This window comes from Nocardia sp. CDC153, assembly GCF_035818515.1.
Taxonomy (GTDB): Bacteria; Actinomycetota; Actinomycetes; order Mycobacteriales; family Mycobacteriaceae; genus Nocardia.
Genome location: NZ_JAYKYU010000001.1, coordinates 369,504 through 385,497, shown reverse-complemented (window position 1 = coordinate 385,497; position 15,994 = coordinate 369,504). Strand labels below are relative to the sequence as shown.

The window sequence follows — 15,994 nt, the reverse complement described above, 5'->3', positions numbered from 1 at the left end:
AGCGGCTATTGAAACCGCGTGCGCCACAGCCACTTTCCGGGTGCTGCGGCCCGGAATGCAGACCACCGTGCAGGATTGGCCGGGTCGCGTCGGCTACTGGCATGTGGGTGTGCCACCGTCCGGTCCGATGGATGACCTCTCCTTCCGTCTGGGCAATCGCGCGCTCGGAAATCCGGAGGGCGCCGCGGGTTTGGAGTGCACGCTGGGCGGACCCGCCCTGCGCTTCGACACCGCCACCTGGGTGTGCGTCACGGGTGCGCCGGTGCCGGTCGCGGTCAATGGCCGGGCCGTGCGGCAGTGGCGCAGTGTGCTGGTGCCCGCGGGGGGCATTCTGGATGTCGGAATGGTCCGCGGGCCGGGCATGCGGTGCTACATCCTGGTCGCGGGTGGCCTCGAAGTTCCCGAATACCTGGGCAGCCGTTCGACTTTCACGCTGGGGAAGTTCGGCGGCGGTACCGGTCGGGCGCTGGCGGTCGACGATGAGTTCACCCTCGGCACCCCCGGACACGTCACCGCCGGGGTTACCGGTGAGGATCAGCCGGTCCTGACCCGGCGGTGGGAGCTGGCCGTCACCGAGGGACCGCACGGCGCGCCGGAGTTCTTCACCCGCGCCGACTTCGAGACCATTGTCGGCACCGACTACGAGGTGCACTTCAACTCCGATCGGACCGGCGTGCGGCTCATCGGGCCGAAACCGCAGTGGGCGCGGCTCGACGGCGGCGAGGCGGGACTGCATCCGTCCAATATTCACGACACCGCGTATTCCATTGGGGCACTGGACTTCACCGGCGATACCCCGATCCTGCTCGGTCCGGACGGGCCCAGCCTCGGTGGCTTCGTCTGCCCGGTGACGGTGGTGGCGGCCGATCGCTGGAAGCTGGGCCAGCTCACGCCCGGCGACAGTGTGCGTTTCGTGCCGGTGCGCGCCGATCGCGCGGCCTCGCTGCGGGAGTTGGGGGCCGAGCGGCGGGCGGCGTGGCCGGTGGTGTTGTCCACCGGCGGCGATGGGGACGACGGGGTGCTGGCCCGCCGCGACGGCGCGGACAGCGCGGTCACCTATCGGCGGGCGGGCAATGACGGTCTGCTTGTCGAATACGGTGATATGACATTGGATCTGGAGCTGCGGGCCCGGGTTCACGCCCTGCATCAGGCCCTGTTGGAGCGTCGCGAGCCGGGCATTACCGAGTTGACCCCGGGCGTGCGGTCGCTGCAGGTCCGCAATGATCCGGATCGGCTGCCCACCCGCAAGCTACTGGACCTGCTCGCCGAGGTGGAGGCCGAGCTGCCCTCGGCCGACGACCTGGTGGTGCCCAGCCGCACCGTGCGGCTGCCGCTGTCCTGGGACGACCCGTCCACCCGCGAGGCCATCACCCGCTACATGCACGGCGTCCGCGCCGACGCCCCGTGGTGCCCGTGGAACATCGAGTTCATTCGGCGGATGAACGGATTGTCGTCGGTGGACGAGGTTTTCGACACCGTCTTCGCCGCCGAATACCTGGTGCTCGGCCTGGGCGACGTCTACCTCGGCGCACCCGTCGCCACCCCCACCGACCCGCGCCACCGCCTGGTGACCACCAAGTACAACCCCGCCCGCACCTGGACACCGGAGAACGCCGTCGGCATCGGCGGCGCGTACCTGTGCATCTACGGCATGGAGGGCCCCGGCGGCTACCAGTTCGTCGGCCGCACCACCCAGGTCTGGAACCACCGCTCCACCGGCATCGACGAAGACCCCTGGCTGCTGCGCTATTTCGACCGCATCAGCTGGTACCCGGTGACCGCCGAGGAACTCCTGGACCTCCGCGCCGACACCGCCGCGGGCCGCGGCCGCCTGCACGCCGAGGACGGCGAATTCCGCCTGGTCGACTACCGGAAATTCCTGGCCGACAACGCCACCTCCATCGCCGACTTCCGCACCCGCCAGTCGCAAGCCTTCACCGCCGAACGCAATTCCTGGCGCGAGGCGGGCGAACTCACCGAGAAGCCGTGAGCCCACGGCCGCCCCACCCGCATCACCGAGCCCAATCGAGGAGTCGTCACATGACCGTGTGGATCCACCGCCGACCCGCGCCCGAGGTGGAGGCGGAATCCGCCACCGCCGCTGGCACTTTGGCCGGGCTGCGGTTGGCCGTCAAGGACAATGTCGATGTCGCCGGGCTGCCGACCACCGCCGCCTGCCCGGACTTCGCCTACACGCCCGAGCGCGACGCGCCCGCGGTGGCGGCGCTGCGGGCGGCCGGGGCGGTTGTGGTGGGCAAGACGAATTTGGATCAGTTCGCCACCGGGCTGGTCGGTACACGCTCGCCGTACGGGGTCGTCGAGAATGCCTTGCGGCCCGGATATGTCTCGGGCGGTTCGAGTTCCGGGTCCGCGGTGGCGGTGGCCACCGGTGAGGCAGATATCGCCATCGGCACCGATACCGCCGGGTCCGGGCGGGTTCCGGCGGCATTGCACGGGCTGGTCGGGATCAAGCCGACCGTCGGCGTGATCTCCACCGAGGGTGTCGTTCCCGCTTGCCGGTCCTACGACTGTGTGACCATCTTCGCCGCCGACCTGCGGACGGCCGATCGGGCCATGGGTGCGATGGCGGCGGGCACGGCCGGACGCGCCTGGCCCGCGGACACCCGTCTGGCCGCACCGCCGCGGCCGGTGGTGGCGGTCTTCTCCGAGCTGCCCGACCTGGATCCGCTGTGGCACAAGGTCTTCGAGGAGACGGTCGCCGCACTGCGCGATCGCGGCGCGACCATTGTCGAAGTGGATCCGACTCCGTTCCTGGCCGCCGCGAAACTCCTCTATGAGGGCGCTTTGGTCGCCGAGCGGTACGCGGCCGTCGGCGCGTTCGTCGACGCACACCCCGAATCCGTCGATCCCACAGTCGGTTCCATCATTCGCGGTGCTCGCGACCTGCCCGCCCATCGGCTCGTCTCCGATCTCGCGGAGCTGGAACGCCTGCGCTCCGTGGCCATGTCGAGCCTCGCGGGCGCGGATGCCCTGCTGACCCCGACCGTTCCGGTCCACCCCACCATCGCCGAGGTCGCGGCCGATCCGATCGCGGTCAATTCCCGGCTCGGCACCTACACGAACTTCTGCAACCTCTTCGACCTGTGTGCGGTCGCCGTGCCGACGCCGGAGCCGTTCTTCGGAGTGACGGTGCTGGCGCGAGCCTTCGAAGACGCTGTCGCACTGGACATTGCGGCGCTGGTCACCGGAACCGAGCTCGAGGTCCCCTCTTGGCCGACGGCCGTCGCACCCGTGCGGGACCTCGTCGTCTTCGGCGCGCACCTGCGTGGCCAACCGCTCGAATTCCAGCTGACCGAGCTCGGCGCACGCTGGGCCGGTCCGGTCGAGACCGCGCCGAACTATCGATTGGCGGCCCTGGACACCGTGCCCCCGAAACCCGCGGTGACCCGGGTCCCCGATACCGAATCCGGCGTCCGCGTGGCCGGGGAACGCTGGCTGCTCTCCCCCGCCGCCCTCGGCGGTTTCCTCGCGAATCTGCCCGCCCCGATGCAGCTCGGTGCCGTCGAACTCGCCGACGGCACCTGGCACACCGGGTTCGGCTGCGCCGGTGCCGCCGCCGAATCCGCCAAGGACATCAGCGAATACGGCGGCTGGCGCGCGGCCCTGGCGGCCGGGGCGATCGGCTGAGCCGATTCACTCCTGCCTGAACCGCTTCACGCCTGCCGGTGCCGATTCACTCCTGCCAGAGCCGCGCGATCCTGGCCGCATCCGACTTGGCCTGGGCGCGACCGGCTTCCAGCGCCGGAACGCGGGTGGCGGTGTCGAGCGGATTGGCCCCGAACGCGGTGATGGACGCCTCGTCCGGAACGATCACCTCGACCCGCGCCCCGCCCGCGACCAGCCCCGCCACCTGGGTCTCCAGATCCTCGTCCGGCATGGGCGCGATCACCAGCACCCGGGCGTACCCAGCCGCCAGATCGGCATTGGTCGAAGTCCGCACGCCGCCATCGGTATAGCGCGCGTCGTCGAGCGTCACGCACGGCCACACCATGGGCACCGCGGAACTCGCCGCGACCGCGTCGACCAGCCCGATGCCGGAGTTCCGGTCCAACACCCGCGCCACACCCGTCTCGGCATTGACCGTCGTGATCCGCAGATCCCGCTCGGGCCATTCGTGCACCGGCAACCGCGATTCGATCACGGCCCGCCGCTCCGGCTCACTCACGGTCTCCGCGGTCAACGCCAGCGCCCCAATGCGCCGCTGCCGCGCCTCCGGATCCCCTTGCGTCTCCTCGAGAATCGCCGCATACGTCTCCCACAGCGCGGCGACCTTGTCCAGCGACGGCACGATCTCCCGACTCTGCACCGCCGGATCCACCTGCCGCCGAACCAATTCCGCCACCGGCACCCCACTCCCCACCTGCGCCGCCACATTCGACCCCGCCGAGGTCCCCAACAACAGATCCGCCCCCGTCACATCCACCCCCGAATCCGCCAACCCCGCCACAATCCCCGTGGCCCAGGCAATCCCCGCCACCCCACCCCCACCGAGCACCAACGCACGTTCGATCGCCATACCATTCCCACTTTCTCACCGCCGCAAAGGCACCCTGCGCTGTGAAAACTACCGGCTGGACGGCGAATAGGACGGCCATGGCCGCGATCTCACAGCAGCGGTCATTCCGACATCTGGGTGGCGTCGGGGTTGGTGGCGTCGCGGATGATGCGCAGGCTGGCGGTCAGGTCGTCGAGTTGTTGGGGGGTAAGGAGGCTGGTGAACCAGCGGTCTACGCCCTCGAGGTAGGCGGGGAGGACGCGGGCGACCCGGGTTGCGCCGGCGGCGGTGAGGACGGCGTAGGAGCTGCGGCGGTCGGCGGGGTCGGCCTCGCGGCGGACGAAACCGTTGCGCTCCAGGCGATCCACGAGGCGGGTCACGCCGCTGGTGGACAGGCTGGTTTGGGTGGCCAGGTCCGTCATGCGCAGCTTGCGGCCGGGGGAACGGCTCAGGCGCATGAGGGCATTCAGGTCGAGGCCGGAGAGTCCGTTTTTCTTCCAGGTCTCCTCCAACCGGGCGATGAGCCCGTCGTGCGCCTCGTACAGCAGCCCGACGGCGGTCAGGCGAGGGTCGTCGAAGAGATGCTTGGGATCCACGGTGAGCAGCGTAAACCAAACGTTTTCGATGGGGATAGTTGACACGCGGAACATCTGGGATATCTTTGTTGTCGACGCAATATTCCGCAGTGCAACTAAGTGGAGGTTTCGATGACGACGCAGTACTGGGTGGCGGGTTACCGTGCGCCGCTGGTGAATCCGGCCGAGGAGATCAAGCTGGCCGAGCCGCGCGCCTTCGCGGGCGAGACGGTCCGGCAGGTCGTGCGGGTCGCCGGGGGCGGGTCGGCGCTGCGGGTGCGGCTGACCAACCGGTACGGCGCGGAGGAGCTGGTGATCGGCGCGGCCCGGATCGCGGTCCGCAAGGCGGGTGGCGAGATCGTGGCCGAGACACAGCGGCAGGTGCGGTTCGAGGGGGCCGCGTCCGTTCGGATTCCGGCCGGGGCCGATATCGTCAGCGATCCGGTCGCGTTCCCCGTCGAGGCGGGAACCGAACTGTCGCTCAGCGTGTATCTGCCGGAGTCCGCGCTGCCCGCGTTCGCGCAGTTCCCGGTCGAGAGCGCCTGGATCAGCACCGGCGATCGGACGGGCGACGCTGCACCGTCCGATGCCGAGGAGACCGCGGCGCGGTTCCTCCTCACCGGGATCGACGTCGCTGTCGATTCCGAAGCTCCGGTGCTGGTGGCCTTCGGCGACTCGTGGTTCGAGGGCGTGGGCTCCACCCACGGTGCGAACCGGCGTTCGGTGGATGTGCTGAACGAGCGGCTGGGCCGGGGCTGGGCGGTCAATCAGGGCATCAGCGGAAACCGTCTGCTGACCGACGAGGTCGGCGAGCACGGCCTGGCGCGGTTCGAGCGGGACGTGCTGTCGGTGCCGGGCGCGGTGGCCGTGTGGGCCAACTTCGGCATCAATGACCTGATCCTCGCCGGTACCGCGACCGCCGAACAGCTGATCGCCGGTTTCACCGAGCTGGCCCGGCGGGCACACGAGGCGGGACTTCCCATCTACGCCAACACCATTGGACCCTTCGGCGGGGCGATCTACCCGGGTCTGTCGGTGACCGAGGGCATTCCGGTGCGCCGCGCGGTCAACGAGTGGCTGCGCACCACCGACGTGTTCGACGCCGTCTTCGATGTGGCGGCGGCGGTGGAGAATCCGGAGGACCGGGACTTCATCCGCCCCGACCTGGACAGCGGCGACGGCATGCACCTCAATGACGCCGGAGCCCGGTTGCTGGCGGAGACGGTGGATCTCACCGTGCTGCCCGCGGTGTTCCGCTGAACGCCAACCGGTTACGGCGGGGTCAGGGCAGGCGCGGTCCGGCCGCCTGATCCTGCCGTAATCCACTGGCCCACAGGTCATCCGCGATATCGCGGCCCAGCCGGACGCCGCCGACATTCTGCGACAGGTCCATGTGCCCGGCGAGATCGGTGGCGAAGGCATCGAAAGGCCAGTTCACGCCGAGGAATACGCGACTGAGCGCGTTCTCCTCCATCATCTGCCACAGGCCGCCCGGGAAGCGGCGGACGTGGCGGGGCCGGACCACACCGCGATTGTCGGTGGTCACCCCATTGAGTTCCTCGGAGACGAAACCCAGTCCGTCGGTGAGGATGTCGGGTCCGTCGGCGGAGATATCGTAGTAGCGGCGAATGGATTGGAAGGCCGCGCCGCCGAAGGTGGCGTGCGCGGAGGGGTAGGACGGGGAGGGCGGGGTGAGATTCGCCGCGATCTCATTGCTGCGGGGTGCGCCGTGCGGCAGCCAGCCCGGATCGCAGTCGCCGTCGAGGCCGTTGCCCGGCATGGCCTCCGGTCCGAGGGTCGGGTCGAACTCGCGAATGCCGAGGATCGGACGCCACAGGTTGTGCCGGTACTTGTCGTCCCAGCACAGAATTCCGGCATCGGCCAGCGCGGTGTTGACCAGGGCGAACAGCCGGGCGTTCTGTTCGATGTCATTGCCGCGGGCGATGGCGATCTCCCGGGTGACGAGGTTGTAGAAGCGCGGCGGTGTGCCGAGCTGTTTCGCGCTGTCGTAGGCCCAGAACAGGGCGCGCAGCGTTTCGTCGGGCGTGCGCCCGGTGATCGCCTCGGCGGCACCGCCTTTGGTCCGCACCTCACGCAGCACCGCCAGGTAGCGGGGATCGTTGTTCTTGGGCGGCGGATCGAGGGTGTAGCGGCTGGTGACCGCGAAGCAGCGGGAGCGAGCCCCGTAATGCGGTGCGTAGTAGCCCTGTTTCGGATTGGCCGGATCGGGACGGTGGTTGGGTGGAGCCGTATCCGGGTGATAGTCGGTATCGCTCAGGTTCGGATCACCCGCACGGGCCTTGAGCACCGCGCGGCCGACCGCTTGCCCGTGGGTACTGCCGCGCCCGGTCCCCGGCCCACGCAAGCCCGCCTCGCGCAGGGCCTTGTCCAGGCGCGCAGTCTGCGCCGGATACAGCGCGGACAGGGTGGTGTGGGCGGCCACGGCGATGGCGGCGTCGGGTGCCGCGCCATTGGCCGCCACCGGGGGCGCGGTCAGCCAGGTGCCGTGCGGTGCACCGAAAATGCTGAAGATGGCATCGTGCATGGCCAGGTGCACAATGGCCAGGGCACGGGAACTGCCGACCGGACCGCGGGACCCGCGTTCCACGGGTTTGATCTCGGTGTGCGCCATGCGATCCGACTCGAGCGCCACCGCGTTCCAATACAGGACTTGATCCACTTTCGCTGTCTCCCAGATCATTCGAGCTCTCGGCGAGCGAGATCCAGAATGAGGGGCGCGGCGGGAGAACTCCGCAGTAGTGCGCTACCCGAATTCGGGCGCTTGATCGTTCCATGTGCAAGTAGCGGCGCTCAGCGCGGTTTCACTTCGGCCAGCAATTCGGGGCCGCGGGTCTCCAATCGGGTGGTCGCGGTTCGGATTCCGAGGACCGCGGCGAACGCGCCGAGAACAAGACCGACCGGTAGTGCCGCCCATTGGAGTAGTGGAATGTGCAGGCCCGCACCGAGTCCCAAGATCGCCAGCACCGGGGCGGTGGCCAACAACTGCGCCAGGCCGACCGAGAGCTGAAACAGCAGCTTGGTGCAGCCCGGATTCCCGGAGCTGGCGAATGGATTGCCGCCCTGGGGCGGCAGGGCGAAGGCGGCGTGCGTGGACAGGAACACCACGCTGCCCGCGCCGACGCCGAGCAGCACCGGAAGTGTCGCCAGCGCCCACGGATACAGGTACGCCTTGCCGAGCGCGCCGGGCAGGACGATCGTGGCGAGCACCGCCACGGGCGCGACCAGAATGAACCAGGCGTAGGCGCGGCCCCGGACATCCGCGCGTTCCGCGCCCGGGGTCACCAGCGTTTGCCAGACGGCCGTGCCGTCGAATCCGTACAGGTTGGTGCTGGACATGGTGGCCAGCCACACCACGAAAGCGCCCGAGAACGGGATGGTTCCGCTACCGCCCGAGCGCACCGACAGGAAGATCGGCAGGACGAAGCCGATGAGCAGCAGCGGCAGCAGGGCCGCGCGGCGACGGCCGTCGCGCCACCAGGTGCGCAGTTCCTTGGTGACCATCGCGCCGACCGGTGTCGGCGGGATGAAGCGGTCCAGCAGACCGCCGCCGGTGTCGACGATTTGTCCGGCCGGGGCGGCGGGGGTGGTCAGACGCCGTTCCAGCAGTACCGCCCAGGCCTGCCAGAGCGCCAGCGCGAGCAGTGCCAGTCCGAGCAGCGGCAGCAGCGCGAGCAGGTAGTCGCCGCGCGCCGCGGCCTCCACCGCATACGGGGCCCAGCCGGACGGCAGCGCGCGCAGGGTCACCGACAGGCCGCCATTGTCGCCGTCCAGTTTCGGTCCGACCGCCGAGATCAGCAGGTTCAGTGGGTAATACGACAAGCCGATGAGGGCCGCGAACAGCACGCCCAGATCCCTGCCGCGCCGCGAGCGCATGGCCGCGCCCAACCAGGCCACCACGACCCGCGACAGCAGCACCACGAACACGAGTTGCAGCAGCACACCGAGAATCGCGATGCCCGTGGCACCCAAGCCGATCGGCGCGGCAAGCAGTACCAATCCGCCGAAGGCGATCAGATTGACAATGGGCGCGGGACCGACGAAGGCCGCGGCCGCCAGGCCATACGCCAGTTGCCGAGCCGTCAACGGCAGCAATCGGAATTGCTCGGGTTGCAGTGTCTCGTCACTGCTGCCGGTGATGACCGGACCGCAGATCCAGCCGAGGGTCCAGGCCGCGAACAGCGCGGCCGCGATGGTCACTCCGCCGTGCAGACTGTTGTGCGCCGTCGCGATGAGCAGCGCGGTGACCGCCGCCGCGATCAGTCCGATGACGCTGCCCAGCCAGAAGTTCAGTGCCGCACGGCCTTCCCGCATGTGCCGCCGGGTGATGGTGAGCCGCATGCGGATCAGGACGCCAACCACGACAGCCCCTCCTCGCCGCCCACGTGACCGCCGACGAAACGCACGAACGCCTCCTCGAGGGTCCCCTCGCCGCGCACCTCGGCGAGGGTGCCCGCGGCCACCACCTTGCCGCGGTGAATGACGGCGACGCGGTCGCACATGCTCTCGACCAGGGCCATGACGTGGCTGGACAGCACGACCGAGCCCCCGGACGCCACGAAGCGCTGGAGAATCGTGCGAATGGTGCTCGCCGACACCGGGTCCACCGCCTCGAACGGCTCGTCCAGCACCAGCAGTTTCGGCGCGTGCAGCAGCGCGGTGGCGAGGCCGATCTTCTTGCGCATACCGGCCGAATAGTCCACGACCACGGTGTTTTCCGCGTCATTGAGTTCGAGGACGGTGAGCAGTTCGTCCGCGCGGCCCACCACGGTCGCCTTGTCCATGCCGCGCAGCAGACCCGTGTAGTTGAGCAGTTCGCGGCCGGTCAGGCGTTCGGGCAGCGCCAGCCCGTCCGGCAGCACGCCCACCACGGTCTTGGCTCGGACCGGGTCTTCCCACACATTGGTTCCGAAGATCCGCGCGGTCCCCTGATCCGGTCGCAACAGTCCGACGGCCATCGACAGCGTGGTCGTCTTACCCGCCCCGTTCGGTCCCACCAGACCGAAGAACGACCCCGGCGGCACCCGCAAGCTCACCCCGTCGACCACCCACGGCCCCCCGAACCGCTTGTACAGCCCGTCCAACTCGAGTGCCATCTGCCCATTGGTCGTCATCGCCCCTCCTTGGAGCATCCCGGTGGCCCGAAGGTCAACGATACGTCCGAAGTCGCTGTTCACAGACTTATCGCCACGCACCCCGCCACCGCAACGAGCGCACGTTTCAGCCAGTGGAACCGGGGCTGTCACCGGGGCGCTTCCCACCGGTTAGCTTCACCCCGGAGGTATGCGATGGACCCGATAACCGAATACGACGACTACCGCACCCTGACCGTTCAGGTGGCCGACCGAATAGCCACGATCACCCTGAACCGCCCCGACCGCCGCAATGCCTTCACCCGCGAAATGGGGACCGAACTCTCCCACGCCTACCGGGTCTGCGACGCCGACGACAACGTCCGCGTCATCGTCCTCACCGGCACCCCACCCGCCTTCTGCGGGGGCGCGGACCTCTCACCCGGCGACACCACCTTCACCGCCCCCGCCGCCGACTTCTCCGCCGCCGGTGTGAACCCACCCGCCTGGCGGCTGCGCAAACCGGTCATCGCCGCGGTCAACGGCCACGCCATCGGAATCGGCCTCACCCTGGCCCTCCAGTGCGACCTCCGCATCATGGCCGAAGACGCCAAATACGCCATCCCCCAGGTTCGCCGAGGCATCCTCCCCGACGCCTACTCCCACTGGACCCTCCCCCGCCTCATCGGCATCTCCCGAGCCGCCCAATTACTCCTCGCCGGAACAACTTTCGACGGCCGCCAAGCCGCCGCCTGGGGCTTGTCCACCCAATCGGTACCCGCGAACCAAGTGCTCGACTCGGCCTACGCCCTAGCCCGCGATCTCGCCGTCAACACCGCCCCGCTCTCGGTAGCAGCCGCCAAACGCCTCCTCTGGTCCACCTTCGAACACGACGCCGCCCACATAGGCGAATCGGAAACCGCCCTCCACCGAACCCTCATGTCCCAGGACGACGCCAAGGAAGGCGTCCGCGCCTACCTTGACCGCCGAAACCCCCACTGGACCGGCAACCTGTCCGACTTCTCCTCACCAACGGAAATCGACAACCAAGTTTGAGCCAATCACCCTCGACGGCAAAGACATTCCCTATTGACCGTCGCGCAGTGCAAGCAGATACAGCCGCAACTCGCAGCCGGCGGCTCGGCAGGCGTCATTATCGTGAGCCTCCAGAAGGGAATCGATGTCTCGGCGCGAAAAGACGGCATGCAGGGCTGGTTTCGCATGCCAAGCGGGATGCTTGCGGATCGAATCCGCAGGGTCATGTTTCGGATACTCGTGTGGGGCCACATAAGGATTGGTCATGATCAACTCCTGGCTTGCGCGGGACCTACGGCAAGGGATGCGCATTGAATTCACGGAGATCAAGCAGTTGAGTAAGAGCACTGCAGTCGTCGCTCGTGTGGCCATGGCCCGCATTGCAGGTCGCGTGCCGCGCCAGCATTAGTCGCAGTTCCAGCCCTGTCAGCGGTCTGGTCATCGCGATTCTGTAGTGCGAAACAGCGGAATACATGTCATCACCTGATGCGGTGTCGGGGGTGGCCTCAGCTATAAACTCCCTGTACAGGGACTTCTTGACCGCCAACCGGCCGCGATCAGTTGATCGCCACTTCGTCGGCCATTGCCGCGTGCTGAGCACCAAACCGGTCCGAGCGAGACGACTCAGCGCGTGCCTGATCGATCTCTCGCCGAGCCCGGTACGCAGCCGAATCTGCCGGACTGTGAGCGCATCCACCGGCTCCGAAGCACACAGGGCGCCAAGCGTTTTCGCTTCCACTTCGGTCAACGCCATCGTCACACCTTGCCGACGTCATGGTCTTAGGAACTCGATCGGCGACAGGGTCACGAGGCGGGTCGCCGATCCAAGTGGTCTATGCCACTTTAGACCATAGTGGCATAGACCACTTGCAGAAGATGGGAACCTTCGTGAAGCGATCGCGCGGCGTTAGACGTGTACGGGGTACTCCTGCTTGAACGCCCACCGCCCGGGCGGGTAGACGGCCTCGTCAAACTGGATCGCGACGTCAGCTCCGTCGTAGGCGACCAGCCAATACACCAGAACCGGTGAGGGATCCGACAGGCCGAGCGCAGCCCGTTCTCCCTCGGAGGCAAACCGGGAGCATCCACGATCACGTGCCGAGATCGCGCGAATGCCAGCTGCTTTCGCAATGTAACCCAAGGTGCCGCCACCAACACGTTCAGTCATCAGCAGCCTTGGTGCGGCGTCAGCGAGAGCCGCTGAGAACCATGACGTCGACAGCTCGACGAGGCCGCTGGTCTGGCTGGTGATGATGCGCTGACGCTGAATCACCTGGCTGCCGAGCGGGAGGCCGAGGGCATCGGTCACATAATCCGGGCCATCAACTATGCCGACGAACGGGAACTCCACGCTTTCGGAGTCGGAGTACGCAGTGCCCAGCGCGGCGGCCCATTCGAGGCGCTCACGTGCCCGCGGAGCGGCATGTGGCTCGCGCACGAATGTGCCTGAGCCCTGCCGGGATTCGACAAGTCCGTCCTGACGCAACGCCTGCAATGCCTTCGCCGCTGTCGGACGGGCGACGTTCCAGGCGGCAGCCAACTCGCGTTCGGAGGGAACTTCCGCGCCGGGAAGCAGATCGCCTCGAATGATCTGGTCTTTCAGATAGCCGAAGATCTGCTTGTACTTCGGCACGACCTCTTGGATCTCAGGCAACCCTGCCACCTCCGTCAACTACCATATGCCACTAGCCACTATACGGAGGGCGGACACGGGCGAGGGAGCCGAGCCATGCGTACTGCGATAGCGATAGCCGCTGGAGGCGGCGGTGACGCGATCACCGCCGCCATGCTTGCCTCTGCAATGCCCGAGCTGGGAATCGTGGCGATCATGAGCTATTCCTGGGATCGGTTCATGATCGACCCAACTCCGGGGCCCAGGGTCCGCGCGGATTTCGTTGGCCTGGTTGATCGTGGCGGTGCGTCGGAAGTGGTGGAGACCTCCGCGCTGCACAAGGGCACATCTACATTGCCTCAACTGGCGAGTTGCGTCTCTCAACCCCTTCTCTTGCTCGAGGCGGCAGGCGGTGCGGTCGGGATGGCCGAGCTGATTCGCCGGGCTGCAAAGGTATTCGACGCCGATGAGTTGGCCGTGGTGGACGTTGGCGGCGATGTCATCGCCGAAGGGCACGAGGCAAGTCTGCACAGCCCATTGGCCGACTCACTCGCCCTTGCCGCCGCGGTGCAATCGGGGATCGCAACCCGCGTCCTGATCGCCGGACCCGGCCTCGACGGCGAACTCTCCCCGACACAAGTGCGGACGCGGATCGATGCGCTCGGGGGCCACCCGGTCACGAACCTAACCCCGGGTGATGCCGAGCCATTCCACGACATCTGGTCCTGGCATCCATCCGAGGCAACGGCACTTCTCGCAACTGCAGCGACCGGCTGGCGGGGCACGATCGAGACCCAACGAGGGGCGATCGTCAGCCTCACCGACGACGCGACACGGGTATACGAGGTCGACGCGCACTCGTTGGCGGATTCCTCACTGGCCGCACCACTTTCATCAACGACTAGCCTGGAGCGAGCCGAACAGATCCTGCGGGAGTATCGCGGCGGTCGCAGCGAACTGGATATCGAACGCCGCAGAGCCACGGGTGAACGCGCCGAGGTCCGAATGCCCACATCAGAATCGCTGAACATCATCGACAGATATGCAGAGCGCTGCCGAGATCGCGGTATTGAGGCCCTCACCGTGCGACGCGTCGCCGAAATGGTCCAGGCGATCGACCCACCCGCAACATCCGCGTTGCGGTCCCTGCTCGCGGACCAACGCCCCAACAACTTCCGCCCGCCGCTGTACCGAGTGACCATGTGAAGTCAATGGGCGCCACCGAGGTTAGCCGCTTCGCCTATGTGTCGGTGGTATCACCGATGAGGAAATCGCCTGAACCGACCTCGATTTCGTCAAACTCGGGCACGATCAGTCCCATCGTGACCGGTCGGCCCGGCCGCCAGCTCACCTTGTCGACGTACTCCACTGCTTTGCAGGTTCCCGAAGATCCTGACTCACCACCGGTCCGCAACAGTTGGAGTCGATCGCCGATCGAAACGCGCCCCTGCTCGATGTAGCCAACGATCACCCTTACGCCACGACCGGTCAGCGTGAAGACACTCTCGACTCGAAACCGAAACTGCTCGTCCTCCGACGGCTCACTTGCCATCCGCTGATCATGCGTCCTACCGAGCCGGTCGCCCCGATGACGCTCCGCGGCCGGAGAAGACAGCGCAGGAAGCGGCAGTTCAGTGCGTTTCTGAACAGGCCGAGGCGACACCAGAGGCCAGGGCTGCGCTTCTTCAGTCCTTGGCTAATGTCATTCATGCATGATTGGTCAATGACCGACTGGCCTGGCACGATGCGCGAGCTCTACCAGAAACAACAGCGTCTTACCGATTACCCAGCCCCAAAGCGCCCGGGACCGCTGCGCCCGACAGTTCGATCACCGCAGCCGAGCAACGTCTTGGTGTGGTGTTCGACGACAGCTACCTGCGGGTGATTCGTGCTGTCAATGGATGGGCTTCACTGGCGGTGACGTTGAATTTCTTTGCCGTCGAGGACCTCGGTACAGAGGACAGTTCGTGGTCGGCGAACAACGTTGGTGCCAACGCCTATTTCGACAGTGAAGAAGATGAGGTCGTAGAGGTTCCACCCGGTCATGCCCGCGTGATGCTGGCGGCGGACCATGAGACCGCGCGCTATCTAGTGGCCATGATTGCCACGGATGGCCGCGAATCACAGAGCGTTTGCTATGACTGCCAAAGTGGCTATGACCTGGAGTACCCAAGCTTCGAAGCCTGGCTCGCTGCCACCATCGCCAACGCCCATGAGTTCATCGCTGACGAACTCAAGGCGTAGCAGGCTCGCTCATCGGCAGAAGAGGACGTTCTGCTGGAATCCGGACCCAGCGGGTGGAATCGAGCCGATTGTCTTACGGCAACAACGTCACAGGATCGAAGGTGACATCGAAGGGGATGTGCAGGACAGTTTCCTTGCCCGCTGGACAACGGTGAGTCAGTTCGTATTCGCCATCCACACCGAGGGCGTACACAAACAGCACCGGCAGGTCTTCGCCTGGCAACTGTCCAGTGAAGCGGTTCCTTTCGAGGCGCCAGTAGTTCGGGATCCCGGCGTGGGCGTAGATCTCCGGCTTGATCTTGCGGTCCATGGCGGCAGTCGCGAGGGAGACAACCTCCACCACCAGGTTGACCTGGTCGGCGGGTATCCCTCGATCCTCCCAGCTGATGACACTTCCGCACACGATCAGGTCCGGAATGGGCTCATCGTCGCCGACGAGTACTCCGACGCCGGGAAGCACGATGAAATCATCGGGAAGAGCCTGGCCGAGAAGGCTTCCCAATGCAAAGACCATCGATTGGTGGATCGGCGTGGGCACTGCGTGCACGATGAGCTGACCGTTTTAGGACCTCGTACCTGAGACCGTTTTCGGGCAGGTGGTCGAGATCGGGTGCAGTCCATCGACCGGAAGCGGGCATACGCACAAATGAATTGTTCAGCTCGGGCATCGACATCGTTCAGAAAACACATCCACTAGGTCCTGTTGGGCCCAGTACCAGTCGTCGAGTGGCACGTCTTGGCGGGGAATTCGGGCATATCACCTCCAGGATGTGTCACTCGGTGGTCGGAAGCGTCCGGTTTGGTGGATACGATCGCGCGCATGGGAGCGTCCGATGGGAGTGGCGGGGTGCGAGCGGTTATCGATGGGCCGACGACTGGGTATAGCGGGCAGGTGGTGACGCTTGATGGGAGGCGGTCGCGG

The 15,994-nt window shown here is 66.9% G+C and carries 16 protein-coding genes; 6 read left to right on the top strand and 10 right to left on the bottom strand.

The window, feature by feature from the left end; translation table 11 throughout:
- Nucleotides 1–55 precede the first annotated feature (55 nt).
- Complete coding sequence (locus tag VMT65_RS01585; protein WP_442790193.1) at nt 56–1,990, top strand: 5-oxoprolinase/urea amidolyase family protein; 1,935 nt, start codon at nt 56–58, stop codon at nt 1,988–1,990.
- Complete coding sequence (atzF, locus tag VMT65_RS01580; RefSeq protein ID WP_326306099.1) at nt 1,987–3,648, top strand: allophanate hydrolase; 1,662 nt, start codon at nt 1,987–1,989, stop codon at nt 3,646–3,648. Before VMT65_RS01585 ends, atzF begins: the two co-directional genes overlap by 4 nt.
- 46 nt (nt 3,649–3,694) lie before the next feature.
- On the opposite strand, the gene VMT65_RS01575 is transcribed toward atzF, so the two are convergent.
- Complete coding sequence (locus tag VMT65_RS01575) at nt 3,695–4,537, bottom strand: patatin-like phospholipase family protein (protein WP_326306098.1); 843 nt, start codon at nt 4,535–4,537, stop codon at nt 3,695–3,697.
- A gap of 101 nt (nt 4,538–4,638) precedes the next feature.
- Nucleotides 4,639–5,112, bottom strand: a complete 474-nt coding sequence (locus VMT65_RS01570) for a MarR family winged helix-turn-helix transcriptional regulator (protein WP_326306097.1) — start codon at nt 5,110–5,112, stop codon at nt 4,639–4,641.
- Between the two features lie 111 nt (nt 5,113–5,223).
- Here VMT65_RS01570 and VMT65_RS01565 point away from each other — a divergent pair, with 111 nt between their 5' ends.
- On the top strand, nt 5,224–6,351 hold the full coding sequence (locus tag VMT65_RS01565; RefSeq protein WP_326306096.1) for a GDSL-type esterase/lipase family protein: 1,128 nt from the start codon (nt 5,224–5,226) through the stop codon (nt 6,349–6,351).
- A 22-nt stretch (nt 6,352–6,373) separates the two neighbouring features.
- On the opposite strand, the gene VMT65_RS01560 is transcribed toward VMT65_RS01565, so the two are convergent.
- The 3 genes from VMT65_RS01560 to VMT65_RS01550 form a co-directional block, all read right to left on the bottom strand.
- On the bottom strand, nt 6,374–7,792 hold the full coding sequence (locus tag VMT65_RS01560) for a vanadium-dependent haloperoxidase (protein WP_326306095.1): 1,419 nt from the start codon (nt 7,790–7,792) through the stop codon (nt 6,374–6,376).
- A gap of 110 nt (nt 7,793–7,902) precedes the next feature.
- Nucleotides 7,903–9,471 carry a hypothetical protein gene (locus VMT65_RS01555; protein ID WP_326306094.1) on the bottom strand — a complete coding sequence of 523 codons (1,569 nt, stop codon included), beginning with the start codon at nt 9,469–9,471 and terminating at the stop codon, nt 7,903–7,905.
- Complete coding sequence (locus VMT65_RS01550) at nt 9,456–10,223, bottom strand: ABC transporter ATP-binding protein (protein WP_326306093.1); 768 nt, start codon at nt 10,221–10,223, stop codon at nt 9,456–9,458. Before VMT65_RS01550 ends, VMT65_RS01555 begins: the two co-directional genes overlap by 16 nt.
- Before the next feature lie 174 nt (nt 10,224–10,397).
- Between VMT65_RS01550 and VMT65_RS01545 the strand changes: the two genes are divergently transcribed.
- Entirely contained in the window at nt 10,398–11,237 is an 840-nt protein-coding gene (locus VMT65_RS01545) for an enoyl-CoA hydratase/isomerase family protein (protein ID WP_326306092.1), read from the top strand.
- Between the two features lie 30 nt (nt 11,238–11,267).
- Here the strand turns inward: VMT65_RS01545 and VMT65_RS01540 are convergent, their stop codons facing one another.
- The 3 genes from VMT65_RS01540 to VMT65_RS01530 all read right to left on the bottom strand — a co-directional run bounded on the left by VMT65_RS01540 (nt 11,268) and on the right by VMT65_RS01530 (nt 12,879).
- On the bottom strand, nt 11,268–11,483 hold the full coding sequence (locus tag VMT65_RS01540) for a hypothetical protein (RefSeq protein ID WP_326306091.1): 216 nt from the start codon (nt 11,481–11,483) through the stop codon (nt 11,268–11,270).
- 25 nt (nt 11,484–11,508) lie between these two features.
- Nucleotides 11,509–11,970, bottom strand: a complete 462-nt coding sequence (locus VMT65_RS01535; protein ID WP_326306090.1) for a hypothetical protein — start codon at nt 11,968–11,970, stop codon at nt 11,509–11,511.
- Between the two features lie 153 nt (nt 11,971–12,123).
- Nucleotides 12,124–12,879, bottom strand: a complete 756-nt coding sequence (locus VMT65_RS01530; RefSeq protein ID WP_326307403.1) for a GntR family transcriptional regulator — start codon at nt 12,877–12,879, stop codon at nt 12,124–12,126.
- A gap of 66 nt (nt 12,880–12,945) precedes the next feature.
- Between VMT65_RS01530 and VMT65_RS01525 the strand changes: the two genes are divergently transcribed.
- Nucleotides 12,946–14,034 (top strand): DUF1152 domain-containing protein, encoded by a 1,089-nt coding sequence (locus VMT65_RS01525; RefSeq protein ID WP_326306089.1) that lies wholly within the window; start codon nt 12,946–12,948, stop codon nt 14,032–14,034.
- Between the two features lie 34 nt (nt 14,035–14,068).
- Here VMT65_RS01525 and VMT65_RS01520 read toward each other — a convergent pair whose 3' ends face one another.
- Entirely contained in the window at nt 14,069–14,380 is a 312-nt protein-coding gene (locus VMT65_RS01520; RefSeq protein WP_326306088.1) for a hypothetical protein, read from the bottom strand.
- A 164-nt stretch (nt 14,381–14,544) separates the two neighbouring features.
- Here VMT65_RS01520 and VMT65_RS01515 point away from each other — a divergent pair, with 164 nt between their 5' ends.
- A complete protein-coding gene (locus tag VMT65_RS01515; RefSeq protein ID WP_326306087.1) occupies nt 14,545–15,072 on the top strand; it encodes an SMI1/KNR4 family protein in 528 nt (175 codons plus the stop codon).
- A gap of 73 nt (nt 15,073–15,145) precedes the next feature.
- On the opposite strand, the gene VMT65_RS01510 is transcribed toward VMT65_RS01515, so the two are convergent.
- Complete coding sequence (locus VMT65_RS01510; protein WP_326306086.1) at nt 15,146–15,610, bottom strand: Uma2 family endonuclease; 465 nt, start codon at nt 15,608–15,610, stop codon at nt 15,146–15,148.
- Between the last annotated feature and the right edge of the window lie 384 nt (nt 15,611–15,994).

Coding starts and splice junctions, on each gene's coding strand:
- VMT65_RS01585 (WP_442790193.1), top strand. CDS start 56: ATGCAGACCACCGTGCAGGATTGGCCGGGTCGCGTCGGCTACTGGCAT.
- VMT65_RS01575 (WP_326306098.1), bottom strand. CDS start 4,537: ATGGCGATCGAACGTGCGTTGGTGCTCGGTGGGGGTGGGGTGGCGGGG.
- VMT65_RS01565 (WP_326306096.1), top strand. CDS start 5,224: ATGACGACGCAGTACTGGGTGGCGGGTTACCGTGCGCCGCTGGTGAAT.
- VMT65_RS01560 (WP_326306095.1), bottom strand. CDS start 7,792: ATGATCTGGGAGACAGCGAAAGTGGATCAAGTCCTGTATTGGAACGCG.
- VMT65_RS01550 (WP_326306093.1), bottom strand. CDS start 10,223: ATGACGACCAATGGGCAGATGGCACTCGAGTTGGACGGGCTGTACAAG.
- VMT65_RS01545 (WP_326306092.1), top strand. CDS start 10,398: ATGGACCCGATAACCGAATACGACGACTACCGCACCCTGACCGTTCAG.
- VMT65_RS01540 (WP_326306091.1), bottom strand. CDS start 11,483: ATGACCAATCCTTATGTGGCCCCACACGAGTATCCGAAACATGACCCT.
- VMT65_RS01535 (WP_326306090.1), bottom strand. CDS start 11,970: ATGGCGTTGACCGAAGTGGAAGCGAAAACGCTTGGCGCCCTGTGTGCT.
- VMT65_RS01525 (WP_326306089.1), top strand. CDS start 12,946: ATGCGTACTGCGATAGCGATAGCCGCTGGAGGCGGCGGTGACGCGATC.
- VMT65_RS01520 (WP_326306088.1), bottom strand. CDS start 14,380: ATGGCAAGTGAGCCGTCGGAGGACGAGCAGTTTCGGTTTCGAGTCGAG.